This window comes from Bradyrhizobium sp. NBAIM01 (assembly GCF_020194115.1).
GTDB lineage: Bacteria > Pseudomonadota > Alphaproteobacteria > Rhizobiales > Xanthobacteraceae > Bradyrhizobium > Bradyrhizobium yuanmingense.
Genome location: NZ_JADYVU010000001.1, coordinates 61550 through 78020, shown reverse-complemented (window position 1 = coordinate 78020; position 16471 = coordinate 61550). Strand labels below are relative to the sequence as shown.

At 64.6% G+C, this 16471-nt stretch carries 15 protein-coding genes; 7 read left to right on the top strand and 8 right to left on the bottom strand.

Annotated elements, in window-relative coordinates; genetic code table 11:
- Nucleotides 1-10 precede the first annotated feature (10 nt).
- From I6F31_RS00320 to I6F31_RS00310, 3 genes are read right to left on the bottom strand one after another with little or no spacing between them, the layout of a single operon-like run.
- Nucleotides 11-2122, bottom strand: a complete 2112-nt coding sequence (locus I6F31_RS00320; RefSeq protein WP_036006150.1) for a xanthine dehydrogenase family protein molybdopterin-binding subunit — start codon at nucleotides 2120-2122, stop codon at nucleotides 11-13.
- A complete protein-coding gene (locus tag I6F31_RS00315) occupies nucleotides 2119-3096 on the bottom strand; it encodes a xanthine dehydrogenase family protein subunit M (RefSeq protein ID WP_036006148.1) in 978 nt (325 codons plus the stop codon). Before I6F31_RS00315 ends, I6F31_RS00320 begins: the two co-directional genes overlap by 4 nt.
- A 2-nt stretch (nucleotides 3097-3098) precedes the next feature.
- Entirely contained in the window at nucleotides 3099-3725 is a 627-nt protein-coding gene (locus tag I6F31_RS00310; RefSeq protein WP_225184514.1) for a (2Fe-2S)-binding protein, read from the bottom strand.
- Between the two features lie 674 nt (nucleotides 3726-4399).
- Here I6F31_RS00310 and I6F31_RS36595 point away from each other — a divergent pair.
- Entirely contained in the window at nucleotides 4400-4987 is a 588-nt protein-coding gene (locus I6F31_RS36595) for an AraC family transcriptional regulator (RefSeq protein ID WP_225184513.1), read from the top strand.
- A gap of 142 nt (nucleotides 4988-5129) precedes the next feature.
- Here I6F31_RS36595 and I6F31_RS00300 read toward each other — a convergent pair whose 3' ends face one another.
- The 5 genes from I6F31_RS00300 to I6F31_RS00280 all read right to left on the bottom strand — a co-directional run bounded on the left by I6F31_RS00300 (nucleotide 5130) and on the right by I6F31_RS00280 (nucleotide 10256).
- Nucleotides 5130-5954 carry a metallophosphoesterase gene (locus I6F31_RS00300; RefSeq protein WP_225184512.1) on the bottom strand — a complete coding sequence of 275 codons (825 nt, stop codon included), beginning with the start codon at nucleotides 5952-5954 and terminating at the stop codon, nucleotides 5130-5132.
- A 68-nt stretch (nucleotides 5955-6022) separates the two neighbouring features.
- The gene (locus tag I6F31_RS00295; protein WP_225184511.1) at nucleotides 6023-7303 is read right to left on the bottom strand and encodes an ABC transporter substrate-binding protein; all 1281 of its coding nucleotides are present in this window, start codon (nucleotides 7301-7303) and stop codon (nucleotides 6023-6025) included.
- Nucleotides 7304-7331: 28 nt separating this feature from the next.
- Nucleotides 7332-8168, bottom strand: a complete 837-nt coding sequence (locus I6F31_RS00290; protein ID WP_225184510.1) for a carbohydrate ABC transporter permease — start codon at nucleotides 8166-8168, stop codon at nucleotides 7332-7334.
- A complete protein-coding gene (locus I6F31_RS00285) occupies nucleotides 8165-9112 on the bottom strand; it encodes a sugar ABC transporter permease (RefSeq protein WP_225184509.1) in 948 nt (315 codons plus the stop codon). Before I6F31_RS00285 ends, I6F31_RS00290 begins: the two co-directional genes overlap by 4 nt.
- Nucleotides 9105-10256: an ABC transporter ATP-binding protein gene (locus tag I6F31_RS00280; protein ID WP_225184508.1), complete on the bottom strand. Its 1152-nt coding sequence runs from the start codon at nucleotides 10254-10256 to the stop codon at nucleotides 9105-9107. Before I6F31_RS00280 ends, I6F31_RS00285 begins: the two co-directional genes overlap by 8 nt.
- A gap of 150 nt (nucleotides 10257-10406) precedes the next feature.
- Between I6F31_RS00280 and I6F31_RS00275 the strand changes: the two genes are divergently transcribed.
- The 6 genes from I6F31_RS00275 to I6F31_RS00250 all read left to right on the top strand — a co-directional run bounded on the left by I6F31_RS00275 (nucleotide 10407) and on the right by I6F31_RS00250 (nucleotide 16325).
- On the top strand, nucleotides 10407-11306 hold the full coding sequence (locus tag I6F31_RS00275; protein WP_225139527.1) for a LysR family transcriptional regulator: 900 nt from the start codon (nucleotides 10407-10409) through the stop codon (nucleotides 11304-11306).
- 210 nt (nucleotides 11307-11516) lie between these two features.
- Nucleotides 11517-12344 (top strand): HD domain-containing protein, encoded by an 828-nt coding sequence (locus I6F31_RS00270; protein WP_036023069.1) that lies wholly within the window; start codon nucleotides 11517-11519, stop codon nucleotides 12342-12344.
- A 134-nt stretch (nucleotides 12345-12478) separates the two neighbouring features.
- Nucleotides 12479-13372 (top strand): alpha/beta hydrolase, encoded by an 894-nt coding sequence (locus I6F31_RS00265; protein ID WP_225139526.1) that lies wholly within the window; start codon nucleotides 12479-12481, stop codon nucleotides 13370-13372.
- 171 nt (nucleotides 13373-13543) lie between these two features.
- Nucleotides 13544-14170, top strand: coding sequence for a GTP cyclohydrolase I FolE (folE, locus tag I6F31_RS00260; RefSeq protein ID WP_225139525.1), 627 nt, complete (start codon nucleotides 13544-13546; stop codon nucleotides 14168-14170).
- Nucleotides 14171-14314: 144 nt separating this feature from the next.
- On the top strand, nucleotides 14315-14890 hold the full coding sequence (locus I6F31_RS00255; RefSeq protein WP_036006124.1) for an HdeD family acid-resistance protein: 576 nt from the start codon (nucleotides 14315-14317) through the stop codon (nucleotides 14888-14890).
- A 223-nt stretch (nucleotides 14891-15113) separates the two neighbouring features.
- Nucleotides 15114-16325, top strand: a complete 1212-nt coding sequence (locus I6F31_RS00250) for an ABC transporter substrate-binding protein (protein ID WP_225184507.1) — start codon at nucleotides 15114-15116, stop codon at nucleotides 16323-16325.
- Nucleotides 16326-16471: the final 146 nt, after the last annotated feature.

The following is a 16471-nucleotide window of genomic DNA, read 5'->3' as shown; positions in this document are numbered from 1 at the left end:
CTTTACAGCGCTAAGCGGTCAGCACGTCTTCGATCCGGATCGGCAGGGTGCGGACGCGCTTGCCGGTCGCATGAAAGACGGCGTTTGCGATCGCGGGGGCGATACCGACCAGGGCGATTTCGCCGAGACCCTTGACCCCGAGTTCATTGACGTGCGGATCAGCCTCCTCGACGAAGTGCGCTTCGATCTGGGGAATGTCCAGGTTGACGGGCATCAGGTAGTCGGCCATGTGAGCGTTGACCGGCCGGCCGTCGCGCGCGTCGAGAACGGTGCGCTCCATCAGCGCCATACCGATGCCGCCGACCATGCCGCCGGTGCATTGGCTGTGGGCGAGACGCGGGTTGACGACGCGGCCGATGCCATAGGCGCCGACCGCGCGGCGAACGCGGATCGTGCCGACGTCGGGATCGACGGCGACCTCGACGAAGACGGCGCCGAACGAGTGCATCGAGAACCTGGCGGCAGCCTCGGGATCCCGTTGAGACGACGCCGTGGCTTCGATCGGCCGATCGTTCCGGCTCTTCGCGGCCTGTTCTCGCACGGCGATGCAGGCAGCGCGGATCGCGGAGCCCACCGAGGCCATGGTCCAAGAGCCGCCGTGGGATGGGGCAGGCGGATAATCGGAGCGACCAAGGCTGAAGCGCACCTTTTCGACAGGGAGCCCGAGAGTCTCGGCGGCGACCTGCGTCATCGACGTATAGGTGCCCGGACCCATGTCGCTGGCCGCGATCTCGACCTCGGCTGTCCCGTCCCGAAGCAGCCGCGCCCGCGCGGTGGCCGGCGCGTGAAAGGCCGGATAGCTTGCCGAGGCTACTCCCATCCCGATCAGCAGGCGGCCGTCGCGCATCGAGCGCGGTTCGGGCGTACGGCGCGACCAGCCGAACCGTTCGGCCCCGAGATCGTAGCATTTCATCAGCGATCGGCTGGAGAAGGGCTTGTTTTCTCCCTCGTCGATCTCCGGCTCGTTCCGGCGCCGCAGATCGATCGGATCCAGGCGGAGCTTATAAGCCAACTCGTCCATGGCGCATTCGAGCGCGAAAACGCCGCTGGCCTCGCCAGGGCCACGCATGTGGTTTGGCGTTCCGGTATCGAGCGGGACCAGACGGTAGCGCGTCCGCACGTTGGGCGAGGAGTAGAGGAACGTCGTGACCGAGGTCAGAGCTTCCATGAATTCTTCGTAGCGACTGGTCTCGCCCGTGCCTTCGTGCACCACGCTGATGAGCGTTCCGTCCGCCGTGGCGCCGAGAGCGATCCTCTGCACCGTGCGCGGCCGATGTCCGGTGGTGAAGAACATCTGCTTACGCGTCAGGACGAGCTTCACCGGGCGCCCCACGTGCCGGGCGGCCATGGCCGCGAGCGTCACATGGGGCCAGGTTCTGAGCGAGGTCCCGAAGGCCCCGCCGATGAACGGGCAGATGACCGTCACTTTTTCGGGCGACAGACCGAAGATCGCCGCGATCTCGGCCTGCTCGTTGACGACGAACTGGCTCTTGCTCCAAAGCGTCAGGCGGTCGCCGTTCCAGCTGGCGATCGTCGCATGCGGCTCCATCGGATTGTGGTTCTCGCGCGCGATGTCATAGGTCTCATCGACCTTCACCGGCGCGTCGGCCAGGGCCTTATCCGCACTTCCGCGCGCCTTGTCGGCGGGCAGCCGGGCGTCCGGCTGTTTGCCAGCCTCGGGCACGATGGGACGGGCTTCGGGACCTGCGGAATCGATGATTGGCCGCTCGGCCTTGTAGGTGAGGCGCAGCGCCGCGGCGGCGCGCTCCGCCTGCGCAATGGTTGCGGCAACGACGAGCGCCACCGGCTGTCCGTGGAAACGCACATGGTCGTCCTGCAGCACATGCAGCCGCTCGCCCGTCGCCGGATCGATGTAGCTCTTGTGCGGGCGGTACGCCAGGCGTGGCGCGTTGAGATGCGAGAGGACGGCGAGAACGCCCGGCATCTTCTCGACCGCCGCGCTGTCCACGCCGGTCACTCGTCCAAGCCCTATTGTGGCGCTGACGATCACGGCATAGGCCTGGCCGGGCTGATTAAAATCGGCCGCGTACCGCGCGGAGCCCGTGACCTTGGCACGGCCATCCACGCGGGGCAGCGGCTGTCCGATGACGCTGATGGTCATGCAATTCCTCCCGTCATTTCGAAGGCGCGGACGATCGTCCGCGGCAGGAGTTCGAGTTTGTAATGATTGCCGGACAGCGGGCGGGCCCCTTCCAACGCCGATCGGGCGGCCGCCTCAAACACCTGCCGGCCCGGTACCTTGCCGATCAGCGCCGCTTCCACCGCGCGCATGCGCCAAGGTCGGGTGCCAACCCCGCCAACCGCGAGCCGCGCGCCGCGGATCACGCCGTCCACGACGTCGAGCGCCGCTGCCGCGGAGACCAGCGCAAATTCGTAGGACGCGCGGTCGCGCACCTTGAGATAGCGCGCCCGGCGGCTATCAGGCCCCCCGGGGACCCGCACTTCAACGATGAGCTCGCCCGGCAGCAGCGTGTGTTCGAGATGGGGAGTGTCGCCGGGCAAGCGAAACAGCTCCTCGACCGGGAAAGTGCGCTCGCCCTTCGGCCCCCTGACCCGCATAGTGGCATCGAGCGCGACCAGCGCGACCGCAACGTCCGAGGGGTGCGTCGCCACGCAGTGATCGCTGGTGCCGAGAATGGCGTGACCGGCATTCAGGCCGTCGCGTGCGGCGCAACCCGAGCCAGGGCTGCGCTTGTTGCAGGATGCGTCGAGCATCCGAAAGTAGGGGCAGCGCACGCGCTGGAGCAGGTTGCCGCCGATCGAGGCCATGTTGCGCAGTTGCGGCGAGGCGCCCTCGATCAGGCTCTCGGAGATCAGCGGGTAAAGACGCTGAACATCGGAATGGGCGGCGATGTCGGCCATCCGCGCGAGCGCGCCGATGACGAGGTCGGACCGGTCGACGCGAATACCGGACAGCGGAAGCGCGTTGATGTCGACGAGCTGCTGTGGCTGCTCCACCTCGTCGCGCATGAGATCGACCAATGTCGTGCCGCCGGCGATGAGGCGGCCTCCGGAGGATGCGGCGGCGACGGCGGCCTCGATGGAGGTCACCTTCTCGATCGTGAACGGGAGCATGGTCAGATCCTCTTGGCGGCGTCGGCAACGGCGGCGACGATCCCGGGATACGCCCCGCAGCGACAGATATTGCCGCTCATCCAGAACCGAATGTCCTCCGGCGAGCCCGCATGGCCTTCGGCGATGCAGCCGACGGCCGACATGATCTGCCCGGGGGTACAGAAGCCGCACTGCAAGCCGTCGTGCTCGACGAATGCGCTCTGGAGCGGATGAAGCTCACCATTCTTCTCGAGACCCTCGATCGTCTCGACAATGGCCCCGTCATGCATCGCAGCCAGCGTCAGACACGACACGACCCGCCTGCCGTTGAGAAGGATGGTGCAAGCGCCGCAGGCGCCCTGATTGCAGCCCTTCTTCGTACCGGTGAGACCGAGATCTTCGCGCAGAAGGTCGAGCAGGGATTGCCGCGTATCCAAGTCGAGCTCGTGCCGCATCCCGTTCACTGCCAGGCGAACCCGTGACGTTGATGCGGATAGCCTGCTGGCCGATGCCGATTGTACGGCGAGTTCGGGCACCACCGCCATGGAAGCCGCTCCCCCGACGGTCAGCAGGACCGAACGGCGCGATACTCCTTCCCGCGTGGTTTCGGTCTCAGCACCGGCGGCGGCGAACGGTTCTTGGTTTGTCATGGTGGTCGGGATCCCCTCGGACGATCCGGCCTAGTAGGCCATGATCCCGACGGACGCACCGTTCCGATATTGCGGCGACTATCGCAATCTTGCGACGAAGTGGCGCCCGCGCCTGTGGACTCTGCTTCTCGCCCATCGCGGGCAAGGCAGCCCAGCTGTGAGTGGTAGACCGGGCGCAATGAGATCAAGCCCAACCCACGTGCCACTTGCCATCGGAGTTGTCTCGATACCGCGAAGTCAATCATGCGCACTATTTGTGCAAACAGCCAGACATTGCGACATTTCGACCGCAGCTTCCATTCCCGCCATGTCGTGAAACATGGTATGTCGATGAAGCGCCTGTCGCGGGTGCGGCCAAATATGACATAACCAAAGCGATGCCTGATCGAAATCCTTTTCAGACGATGGTCCGGCTGCTATCGGAAGCCCCGCCGCCTTTGGCACCCATCCAGTTAAACTGCGGCACACAACTCACTCATCGTTTTGTTCGCGGCACGCGTTATGGCTATGCCCCAGGCATGCCCGGACACCTTGTCGGCACCTACTATGGAGAGCCTCAGCACAGTGCGTGGACGGTTGAGCGACGGCGGCTCTCTGCCCCGCTGCGGCCGAATTCTATCACTGTGATTCCCGACCGGCATGATGGAGATTGGGAAGTTGAAGGACCGCTCCACGTGTCCCATGTCTATCTCACCAACGAACGACTGGAGCATTGCCGAACACTCATCGGTGGGCGAGGCAAGGTAGAGCTGGCGCCACGCGTCGGCAGCGAAGACGCTGTGACCTCACAGCTTCTTGCAATCCTCAGCGACCCCGACGTCATTGTCGATCCTTCGGCAAAGTTGCTGGTCGATCGCGCGGTTGACCTACTCTGCATCCAGCTATTGCGTTCGCACAGCATAGTGCAGCTGTGGCAGAGCCTCGCTTATACTCGCGGCGGGCTCGCGCGCTGGCAGCTCAGGCGTGTGACCGAATACATGCTGGCGCATCTCGACAAGCCGATCGGCCTTGACGAACTAGCGTCCCTGGTCGGCCGCAGCCGCTATCATTTTTGCTCGGCGTTCCGTCTCTCGACAGGATTGACGCCGCATGTCTGGCTAACTCGGCAACGCATGTTGCTTGCACAACGCCTGCTGAATGATCCAAATCTATCGATCAGTGAAGTTGCGCTCGCAGTCGGATATTCAACGCCGTCGGCCTTCGCCCAGACTTTCCGCAGAATTGTCGGCACGACGCCGCGAAATTTCCGCCGATCCTTGTAGCCTCACATCGGATGTCAGCTTCTGGCCCATCTCCGACCCGGGCGAGGACGCCAGCGCGCTGCTATCGAGGTGGAGCGGACTCTCCAAGGAGTGCAGCGCGGGCTTATGAATACGCGCCCCTGGAAAGGGTCGGCGCTCGCCGTCACCGCACCATGGTCTCGCGATCCCAGGCCTTGTAGTCGGGCGAACCTTGGATGCGGATCGGACCGTCGTAGCCGTATTCCACCATGTGCACGGTCACATAGTCCTCCCCGAAAAATGCGACGCCGTAGGATTGCGGCAGGTCGCAGGCGCTCAGCAGCTTCGTCTCGGAGAACAGCGGAAAGCTCGCATGGTTGGTGCCCCGCAGCGACGAGACGGGGACGCCTGCAATCGAGCCTGCAAGCGGCAAGTGACAATGCCCGAAGAATACGTGGCGGATCTTGGCCCGGTGGCGACTGACGAGATGCCGGAATGGAGCCTCGTCGATCAGGCCGATCTGGTCGAACGGGACGAGATGCACCGGCATGGGATTATGGTGCATGAACAGCAGAAACGGCCCGTCATGCTCGGTAAGCCGGGCCTCGAGCCAGCCGAGACGATCGTCGCAATAGCGGCCGGCGTGCGTTTCCGGATGGGCGGTGTCGAGGAACAGGCAGCGACCGGCAGCCGTATCGTGGATGCCCTGGACGAAGCCGTTGTCGTCGGCGAGGTCGGGGAACACGCTCAGGAAGGCGGCGCGCCGATCATGGTTGCCGATGCACAGGCGCACCGGCAGCGGATATGCGTCGAGGCGCTGCTTGAGCCATTGATAATCGGCGAGATCGCCCCAATCCGAGAGGTCGCCGGTGATCACCATCAATTCGGCGTCGTGATGATCGTGCAGCGCATGCGTCAGCGCCCGCTCGAAATTGACGCGCGGATCGCGGCCGCCGATGGTCGCACCGGGCGCCGTCAGGTGAATGTCGCTCAGATGCAGCAGTTTCATCGCCAGCTCCGGTCATCGAGGCGGCACGGGGCGCCGAGGGCGTCCCGTGCCGGGGGATGTGAGGATGGTCAGCGCGCCGCGCCTGTGGTCTTCGGCAGCAGCTTCTGCACGTCAGCCGTCATGTCGGCGAGGACGGCCTCCGGCTCCTTTGCGCGGGCGCCCGAGATGATCGAATTGAGATGATCCTTGATCACGTCGGTGATCTTCAGGCCGTTGTCGCCGGGGAAGGCGTACCATTTGGTGAGCAGCGCGAGCTGGCTGACCGCGGTGTAGTTGTTGGGGTTCTTGACGTAGAAGTCCTTCAGATAGACCTCGTTGGCGACCTTGTTCGGCGGCATGTAACCGGTGGTCTCCGCCATGATCGCGGCGCCCTTGGGGCCGGTCCAGAATTTCACCGCTTCCCAGGCGGCATCGCGCTTGGCCTTGTCCTTGGCGAGGATCAGCACGACGTTGCCGCCGGCCGGCAGCCTGCCCTTGGTGGAGGCGACGTCCGGGAACGGAATCGTCTTCAGCGCGAACTTGCCGCCGGTCATCTGCGTGACCTTGTTGAGGTCCGAGGTCGAGGTGACGTGGAAGCCGGTCTTGCCGGCCGCGAACGCCGCGCGCATCGACGGCTGGTCGAGATTGGGCATGCCGGCCTCGTTGACGAGCCGCGCGATCGTATTGATGGCGAACTTGCCTTCCGCTCCGTCGAACGCGACCTTGGTCTCGTCGGCATTGAGCATGGTGCCGCCGCGCGCGAACACCGGCGCCTGCCACAGCCAGTTGCCGGTGATGTCCCAGGCATAGGTGACGCCGTTGGTGTCGTTGCCGAGCGCCTTGATCTTCTTGGCCAGCGCGATCAGCTCGTCCCAGCTCTTCGGCAGATTGTTCACGTCGCCGCCGGCCTGCTTGACCAGGTCGAGGTTGACGTAGACGATCGGCAGCGAGATCGCGAAGGGCAGGGCGTAGACCTTGCCGCTGGCGGTGCCGATGTCGAACATCGCCCGGTGGAAGCCCTGCTTGTCGAAATCCTTCTCCGCGGCGATGTAGCCGTCGAGCTCGGCCGGGATGTTCTTGTCGACCAGGACGCGGATGCGGTTCAAGCCCTGGAACGAGACGTCAGGCATCTGATTGGTCACGGCCTCGCGCAGCACCTTCTGGGTGCCGTCCTCGTAGGATTCGTAAGGCGCCCGCATCGTGACCTTGATCTCCGGGCGCACCTTGGCGAATTCCTCGGCGATGCGCTTGTGCGTCTCGGTGAACAGCTCCGGATAGGGATATTGCATCACGATCTCGGTCTTTGTCTCCGCGAGCGCAGATCCGGCCGCAAGCGACAGAGCCGCCGCGGCGATGATGGTCTTCAGCATGATAGACTCCTTGTTTGAGGTGACGTGGCTACTTGATCCCGGTGAGGGTGATGCCCTCGATGAAACGGCGCTGGGCAAAGAGGAAAGCGATGACGAGCGGCGCGATGATCACCATCGCCGCCGCCATCAGCGGGCCGTAGCTGGTGCCGGCCTCGCTGTTGCGGAAATGGGCGACCGCGAGCGGCGGCGTGCGCAAATGCTCGCTGTTGAGCACGATCAGCGGCCAGAAATAGTCGTTCCAATGCGCGACCACGGAGAAGATGCCGAAGGCGGTCACTGCGGGAATCGCGGCCGGCAGCATCACCCGCCAGACGATGCCGAATTCGGAGATGCCGTCCATGCGCGCGGCGTCGACGAGATCGTCGGGCACGGTCTTGAAGAACTGGCGCATCAGGAAGATGCCGAACACCGAGATCGTGAAGGGCAGCACCAGCGCGGCATAGCTGTCGAGCAGGCCGATCTTGTGCAGCAGCAGGAAGACCGGGATCGCGGTCGCCTGCGGCGGGATCAGGATCCCGAACAGCACCAGCGCGAACAGCGTCTCACGGCCGACGAAGCGAAGTTTTGCCAGCGCGTAGGCCGCCGGCAGCGCCACCATCACCTGCAACACGAAGATCGAGACCGTGACGATGATTCCGTTGAGCAGGAAGCGCAGCAGATTGGCCTTGGCGAAGGCCTCGCGCAGGTTCTCCATCAGCGCGAACCGGTAGGGGATCAGGTGCAACTCGCTGGAGAAGATCTCGGTCTGCGGCTTGGATGCGGTCGAGATCATCCAGATGAACGGCGCCAGCATCACCGCGGCGCCCGCGATCAGCAGCACGTGGCGGAGGATCGCCCGGACTGGGATGGGATGCGCGTTGCTCATGTGTAGTGCACGCCGCGATCGGCGAGCCTCGATTTGATCAGCGTGAGCAGGAGGACGAAGACGAGGAAGACGACGGTGATGGCCGCGGCATAGCCCGAGCGGAAGAATTCGAAGCCTTCCGTGTACATGGTATGGATCAGGACCTCCGTGGACTTCGACGGGCCGCCCTTGGTCAACACGTGCACGGTGTCGAACACCTGGAACGAGCGAATGCCGGAGATCACGACGACGAAGGTCGTGACCGGCCCCAGCATCGGCCAGGTCACGAGGCGGAAGCGTGCCCAGCCGCTCGAGGCGCCGTCGATCTCGGCCGCCTCGTAGAGCTGCTTGGGAATGGAGACGAGGCCGGCGAGGAACAGCACCATGTTGAAGCCGACGGCCTGCCAGATGCCGATCGCGCACAGCGCATAGAGGGCGGTGCTGCGGTCCTGGAGCCATGCGAAGGCCGGCAGGCCCGCGCCGCGCAACAGCCCGTTCACCAGGCCGAATTGCGGATGCAGCATGAATTCCCACACCACCGCCATCGCGATCAGGGTCGCCATGACTGGCAGGAAATAGATCGTCCGGTAGAGGCTGCGCAGGCTGGTGCCGCTCTGGATCAAAAGCGCGATCGCAAGGCCGGCGATCACGGCGCCGGGCACCACGATCACGACGTAAGTCAGCGTGTTGCGCAGCGCGGTCCAGAACACCTTGTCGGCGAACAGGTCCTGGTAGTTGGCGAGCCCGATCCAGGAGAAATGCGGCGCGCCGAGCTGATAGTCGGTGAAGGAGAGGGCGATCACGCCGGTGAGCGGACCGAGCAGCATGACCAGCATGAGCGCGGCGGCCGGCGTCACCAGCGCATAGGCGGCATGGCTCCGCCTGCTGCCATGGGCCGGCAGCGTGCGCCTCGTCGTGCCCGCGGGAGCAACAGTCGCCCCGATGGTGATGGAGCCGTCAGACATGGGCGGGCTCACGGATGCGCTCGGCCTGCTCCATTCTGAGCTCGATCCGTTTCCCGGCCGGATCGAACATCCGCACCGCGTCTGGTGCGAAGCCGAAGGCGACGGAGCTTGCCATCGCCGGCAAATGCTTGACGTCCGCGAGCCGCGCGATCAGGCGCGACCCGGTGCCTTCGACCGCCAGATGCACGAAGGCCTCGGCGCCGAGATTCTCCAGATGGACGACCGTTCCGGAGAACGGCCCGGTGCCGAGCTCGATCCGCTCCGGACGGACCCCGATGCGGCAATCGCCGGCCGCCGCATTGCACGTAAGTTTCAAGGCGGTCCCCAGCACATCGACGCCGCCGTCCTTTCGGATCCGGCCGGGGAGGACGTTGATCTTGGGGCTGCCGATGAATTCGGCAACGCGGATGTCGCCGGGCTCGTTGTAGATCTCGGCCGGCGTGCCGGCCTGGATCAGCTCACCGCCCATCATGACGGCGATCCGGCTCGACATCGTCATCGCCTCGGCCTGGTCGTGCGTGACGTAGACGAACGTTGCCTTGAGGCGGCGATGCAGCTCGGCGAGCTCTGCGCGCATGTGGACGCGCAGCTTGGCGTCGAGATTGGAGAGCGGTTCGTCGAACAGGAAGGCCACCGGCTCGCGCACCATGGCGCGTCCGACCGCGACGCGCTGCCGCTGTCCGCCGGACAATTGTCCGGGCTTGCGCCGCAGCAATGGGGTGATGTCGAGCTGTTCGGCGATGCCTTCGATGTCGGTGCGAATGTGCCGTTCCTTGGCGCGCCGGCCCGGCAGCAGCGCACCCAGCAGTGGCAGTCGCTCGATCGCGGAGAGGCGCCGCATCCGCAGCGGCACCGCGATATTGTCGAAGGCGCTCAAATGCGGATAAAGCGCATAGGATTGGAACACCATCGCGAGGTTTCGCGCGCTCGGGCGAATGCCGTCCACGGGGCAGCCGTCGATGTGGACCTCGCCGGAATCTTGCGGCTCGAGCCCGGCAATGATGCGAAGCAGGGTCGACTTGCCGCAGCCGGACGGGCCGACCAGCGAGATGAATTCGCCGTCGGCGATGCGGAAATCGATGCCTTTCAGGACGTCGGTGCCGTCAAAGGACTTGCGGATTGCGGATAGTTCGATTTGCGCCATGCGCGCTGATCCCCTGCTGGTCCGTTTGCGGCGCACGAGGAGTAGGAAGCGCGTCTGACATTCACATAACGGTCAATGGCCTTCCTTATGGTCATCCCAGGTTTTGCTTTCGCCCCGTCCGACGGGGAATATCATCTTGGGGTTGTCGTCGTGGCGTTGACGTCGTCGCGCGTTCGGGCGGTCAATGCGGTGTTCGATACCGGCAGCTTTGCCGCTGCGGCAAGGCGGCTCGGGGTGTCGCAGCCGGCCGTTGCGCAGCTGGTGCGGGATCTGGAGGCCGAGTTCGGGGTGGCGCTGTTCGACCGGCACGGCCAGACCCTGATCGCGACATCGCTGTGCCGGCGGCTCTATGCCGCGACGAGCCGCATGCAGGCGGTCGAAGCCGATGCGCTCGCCATCCTGCAGCAGCGCGACGAGCTCACGGGAGGTGAGCTTCGCATCGGGCTCGGCAACGCCATGCCCGGCATGGCGTTGATCGCGGCGTTCCGCAATCTCTATCCGAAGATCCAGATCAACATCGAGATCGGCAGCTGGTCGGCGATCATGGCCGCGGTGGTCGACCAGCGCGTCGACGTCGCCGTACTGCCGGAGGTGCCGCAGGACAACCGCTTCCGGCGCGAGCCCTGCGTGCAGCAACGCGTCGTTGCGATCTGCCATCCCGTTCACGACCTCAGCCGTCAAGCGCGGATATCCATTGCGGGCCTCGTGCAGTATCCGCTGGTGTTTCGGACCCGGGATTCCGCGACCCAGCGCGCCGTGGACAGGGCGTTTCGCGCCGTCAACCTGCGCGCCAATCCGGCGATCATCGTCAACACGCGCGAGGGGATGCTGGAGGCCGTCGCCAACCGGCTTGGTGTCGGCTTTGTCTGGGAGCACGGCTCGAGCCGCATCGACCGGATCGCGAAGGTGGCGATCGCGGAAATCGAGGCGGAGTCGCCCGAATACATCTTCTCGCTGGCGGGCAAGCGCGGCAAGCTGGTCGAGCTGTTCTATCTCGCCAGAAGCCTTTCGCGCCCGGCCGACGGCGCCGATATCCTGGCCGCGCCCTGAGCGGCGGCCGCCTTCCCGCCGCTTTGGGTTGTGCTGAACTGTGACGGCAACCGTGATGTTGCGCAGCGGGACGGTAAGGTATTTGCGTATTTTCCGTCCCCGAAGTTTGGTTACCCGGCCCAAGATGGGCTATGCTCCCCGCTGCGTCGACGACAAGAATGAGACGTCGGGAGATGGCATGGGATACCAGCGGCGGACGGGGCTGCGTCCATGATAACCTTACCCAGACTGGCAGCTGAATCGCTGGAGCAGTTCCTCGGCAACTTCATGCGCCGCCGGTACGATGAGACTTCCGCAAGCATCGTTGCCAGCGCAACCCGTACCGCGATGGAATGCATCGGCAACAGCGATGCGCTCTACCACAATATCGAGCATACGATGCTGGTGACCCTGGCCGCCCAGGCGATCCTCCGCGGCCGAAGCCTTCATACCCATCTTTCGGCGGAAGATTACGTTCATGTCCTGATCGCCTGCCTCGCCCACGACATCGGCTATGTCCGCGGCCTGTTCGAGGAGGATGACGCCGACGGCTTCGTCATCGACGCCGCCGACAACAAGATCTCGCTGCCGCGCGGTGCATCGGACGCGAGCCTGATGATGTATCACGTCGACCGCTCGAAGCTGTATGTGACGCGGCGGCTGCGCCATATCCCGGGAGTCGATCCGGAGCGCGTTGCCCGCGCCATCGAGGGGACGCGCTTTCCCGCCCGTGAAGGCCAGGAATACGACGACGAAGCCTCGATCCTGCGTGCGGCCGACTTCATCGGCCAGCTCGGCGATCCCAACTATCTGCGCAAGGCCAACGCGCTCTATTACGAGTTCGAGGAGGTCGGCATCAACCGCCAGCTCGGCTACGACTCGCCCGCCGACATCGTGAACCGCTACCCGCAATTCTATTGGAACAGCGTTGCTCCGCACATCCAGACCGAGATCGGCTATCTCAACAAGACCGAGATCGGCCGGCAATGGATCGCCAACCTCTACAGCAACGTGTTCCGCGCCGAACGTGACATCTCGCTGTCCGGTCCGCAGAAATAGGCGCCTTGTAGCCTCGTAGCCCGGACGGAGCGTAAGCGAAATCCGGGATTCGCGGATACAGGCGTCCCCGCATTGCGCTTCGCTCCATGCGGGCTACAAGAGCTCTGCGCAACGAGATCATCCGTGAGCAAATCATGCAACAAAAAACCATCACCGCTGATATCCTCGACATCGGTTATCGCGAATACGGTGCGCCGGACGGCTGGCCCTGCATCATGGGGCATGGCTTTCCCTATGACGCGAACGCCTATGCCGAGACCGCGCCGATCCTCGCCGAGGCCGGCGCACGCGTGCTGGTGCCCTGGCTGCGCGGGTACGGGCCGACGCGGTTTCGCTTCGCTGAGACGCTGCGCTCCGGCGAGCAGGCGGCGTTAGGTGCCGATCTCCTGGCCTTCATGGATGCGCTCGGTATCAGGCGCGCCGTCGTCGGCGGCTACGATTGGGGCGGGCGTGCCGCCTGTGTGGTCTCGGCGCTCTATCCGGAGCGCGTGGTCGGTCTCGTCTCCGGCAATTCCTACAATATCCAGAACATCGCCCTCGCCATGGAGCCGGCTTCGCCGCCGGAGGAGGCGGCGTTCTGGTATCAATATTTATTCCACAACGAGCGCGGCCGCCGCGCGCTGCAGCGCAACCGCCGCGGCTTTGCCCGTCAGCTCTGGACGATGTGGTCGCCGAAATGGGTCTTCGACGACGCAACGTTCGAGACGAGCGCCGTGTCGTTCGACAATCCTGATTTCGTCGACGTCGTGATCCATTCCTACCGCCATCGCTACGCGCTCGTGGCCGGCGATCCCGCCTATGCGGGGATCGAGGCAAAGCTCGCCGCGCAGCCGACGATCCGCGTCCCGACGATCGCGATCGACGGCGACAGCGACGGCGTCAATTCCGGCACCGCCCACCACGCGCGCAAGTTCGAGGGATTTTTCGAGCGGCGCGTCTTCACCGATGCCGGTCACAATTTGCCGCAGGAGCGGCCGGCCGAATGGGCACAGGCCGTGATCGACGTGCGGAAAGCGGCTGCGTCATAGGCGGCCCCGAGGCGCCCTCGGCGCACCTCATCATGAGGGGATTGGCGGGTCGGCACTAGGCCATCCATCCGTTCCCCAAATTTCCCCGACTTTCGGGAACCTTTTCCGATTGCGGCCGTCCAAGCTGTGGGCCCGCTTCCATATGCGGGCTCGTTGCAGGGGAGAAGCTTGATGAAGTCACAAGTGCGCAAGCTGGAACGTGTCGCCGTGGCGCAGACGCCGAGCGATCGGCCTGACAGGGCGGAGGTCGAAGAGGCGATCCGGACCATGATCCGCTGGGCCGGCGATGATCCCGCGCGCGACGGTCTGCGCGAGACACCTGATCGCGTCGCACGCGCTTTCGAGGAGTATTTTTCGGGGTACGCGCAGGACCCGACCGAAATTCTGCAGAAGACTTTCGAGGAAATCGAAGGCTATGACGAGATGATCGTGCTGCGCGGCGTTCGCTTCGAGAGCCATTGCGAGCACCACATGGCGCCGATCGTCGGCCGCGCCTGGGTCGCCTATATTCCGCAGGGGCGCGTCGTCGGCATCTCCAAGCTCGCACGCGTGGTGGACGTCTACGCAAAACGGCTCCAGATCCAGGAGAAGATGACCGCACAGATCGCCAACACCATCAACGACGTGCTCAAGCCCGAAGGCGTCGGCGTCATCATCAAGGCGACGCATCACTGCATGACCACGCGCGGCGCGCACAAGCCCGGGACCGATCTCGTCACCAGCCGTATGCTGGGTGTGTTCCGCGACAATGCGCTGACGCGCCAGGAACTGCTGGGGCTCGCCAGTTCGGACGATTGACCTGCGCTCGGCGCTGACCCGCCGCATTCGATCTTGATTTGCGTCAAGGTTGCGGCAGGCGAGGTCTGCTCTGCTGGGTGTTGTCTCGGTCGGGTGCGTGCTATCATGGCGTGTGCCCGGGGGCTTCGCATGCAGGAGTGGCCCATGACAACTGCGTCAGATACGTCTCATCCGTCCGGTCTCGGCTCGGGAATGGCTGCGCTACACGCCAAATGGGGCTGGATCGTCGCGCTCGGCGTCGTCTACCTGATTGCCGGCTTCGTCGCGCTCGGCAGCATGGTGATGGCAACGGTGGCGAGCGTGATCGTGGTCGGCGCAATGATGATCGTCGCCGGCGTCACCGAGGTGATCGGCGCATTCCAGATGAAGAGCTGGGGAAAGTTCCTGATCTGGGCCTTGCTCGGCGTGCTCTACATCGTTGCCGGCTTCCTCACCTTCGCGAACCCGCTCTTCGCCGCGGTTCTGCTCACGCTGTTCCTCGGCGCCTCGCTGCTGGCCTCCGGCGCGGTCAGGCTGTTTCTCGCCTTCAGCATGAAGCGCGAAAGCCCGTGGGGCTGGGTGGCGGTGTCGGCCGTCGTCACGCTGCTGCTCGGGCTGCTGATCCTGGTGCGCTGGCCGGTGAACAGCGTCTACATCCTCGGCCTGTTCCTCGGCATCGACCTGATCATGGCCGGTGCCGGATGGGTCAGCTTGGGCTTCGCCTTGAAGCGGCGCGGCTAAAGCATGATCCGGAAAAGTGCCGAAGCGGTTTTCCGGAAAGCTCATGCGTCAAGAACAACCTGACGCACGATGACGATTCATCAAAATCTCGTCGCGCTTCAGGCGATGCCATCAGCAACTCGACGCAAGACCATCTTGATGAACTCCGCTGATCTGACGCGCTGACAAGAAGCAGCGCGCCGCGCGGTCGTTTCGCCGCGGCGACAATCATTGGGGAGAAACCATGAAAGCCGCTTTGGCCCTGGCCGCAGCGCTGGCTGCCGCCTGCTTGTCCGCTCCTGTCTCCGCGCAAAAATCCTACGGTCCTGGAGTTAGCGACACCGAGATCAAGATCGGCAACACTATGCCCTATAGCGGCCCGGCATCGCCGCTCAGCATCACGGGACGGGTGATCTCCGCCTATTTCGACGAGATCAACGAGAAGGGCGGCGTTGGCGGCCGCAAGCTCAACCTGATCTCGCTCGACGATGCCTTCTCGCCGCCCAAGACCATGGAAGCCGCGCGGCGCCTCGTCGAAGGCGACGGCGTCGCCTTCATCTTCGCCACCATGGGCACGGCGCCGAGCTCGGCGATCGCAAAATATCTCAACAGCAACAAGGTGCCGCAGATCTTCCTGATCAGCTCGGCCTCGAAGTGGAACGATCCCGCCAACATGCCTTGGTCGATCGCGCTGCCCTGGGCGCCGAACTACACCAGCGAGGCTGCGATCGACGTCGCCTATGCCCGCGCCAGGAACCCGAATGCGCGCTTTGCGGTGCTCTACCAGAACGACGACGCCGGCAAGGAATATCTTCGCGGCGTCAAGGAGGCGCTCGGTGCCGACGCCGACAAGGCGATCGCGATGGCCTCGAGCTTCGAGGTCGCCGATCCCACCGTCGATTCCCAGGTCCTGACGCTCGCCAATACCAAGGCCGACGTCTTCATGATCTATTCGGTGACGCCGCGCGCCTGCGCGCAGGCGATCCGCAAGGCGCACGAGGTCGGCTGGCAGCCGACGCGCTTTCTGGCCTCCGGCTGCGCCAACAAGGCTACCGTGATGGCGCCCGCTGGCCTGGAGGCCGGCAAGGGTGTGCTGTCGCTCGGCGCGCTCAAGCCGTTCGTCGAGGCGCCGAAGGACGATCCGGCGATGACGGCCTATATCGACTTCATGAAGAAGCGCCTGCCCAATGCCGACATCAACAACGTCGCCGGCCTCTATGGCTACACCGTCGCCGAGGCGCTGGTGGCGCTGCTGAAGCAGTGCAAGGACAATCTGACGCGCGAGAACATCATGGCGCAGGCCGCGAATCTGAAGAACATGCCGCTGTCGCTCCTGATGCCCGGCATCACCCTCAACACCACGCCGCAGGATTTCCGCCCGATCAAGGACGGCTACATGCTCCAGTTCGACGGCAACGACTGGGTGGTGGCAAGCGAGCTGTTGCGCGGGACGTGAGGCATGAAATAGCGGCCACACGGCGGTGCACCCTCTCCCCTTGTGGGAGAGGGTGGATGCGCGAAGCGCAGCCGGGTGAGGGGTTTCTCTCCGCGTGCGAAGCTGTCTGTTGTGCTTGCGGAGACAACCCCTCATCCGGCGCTTCG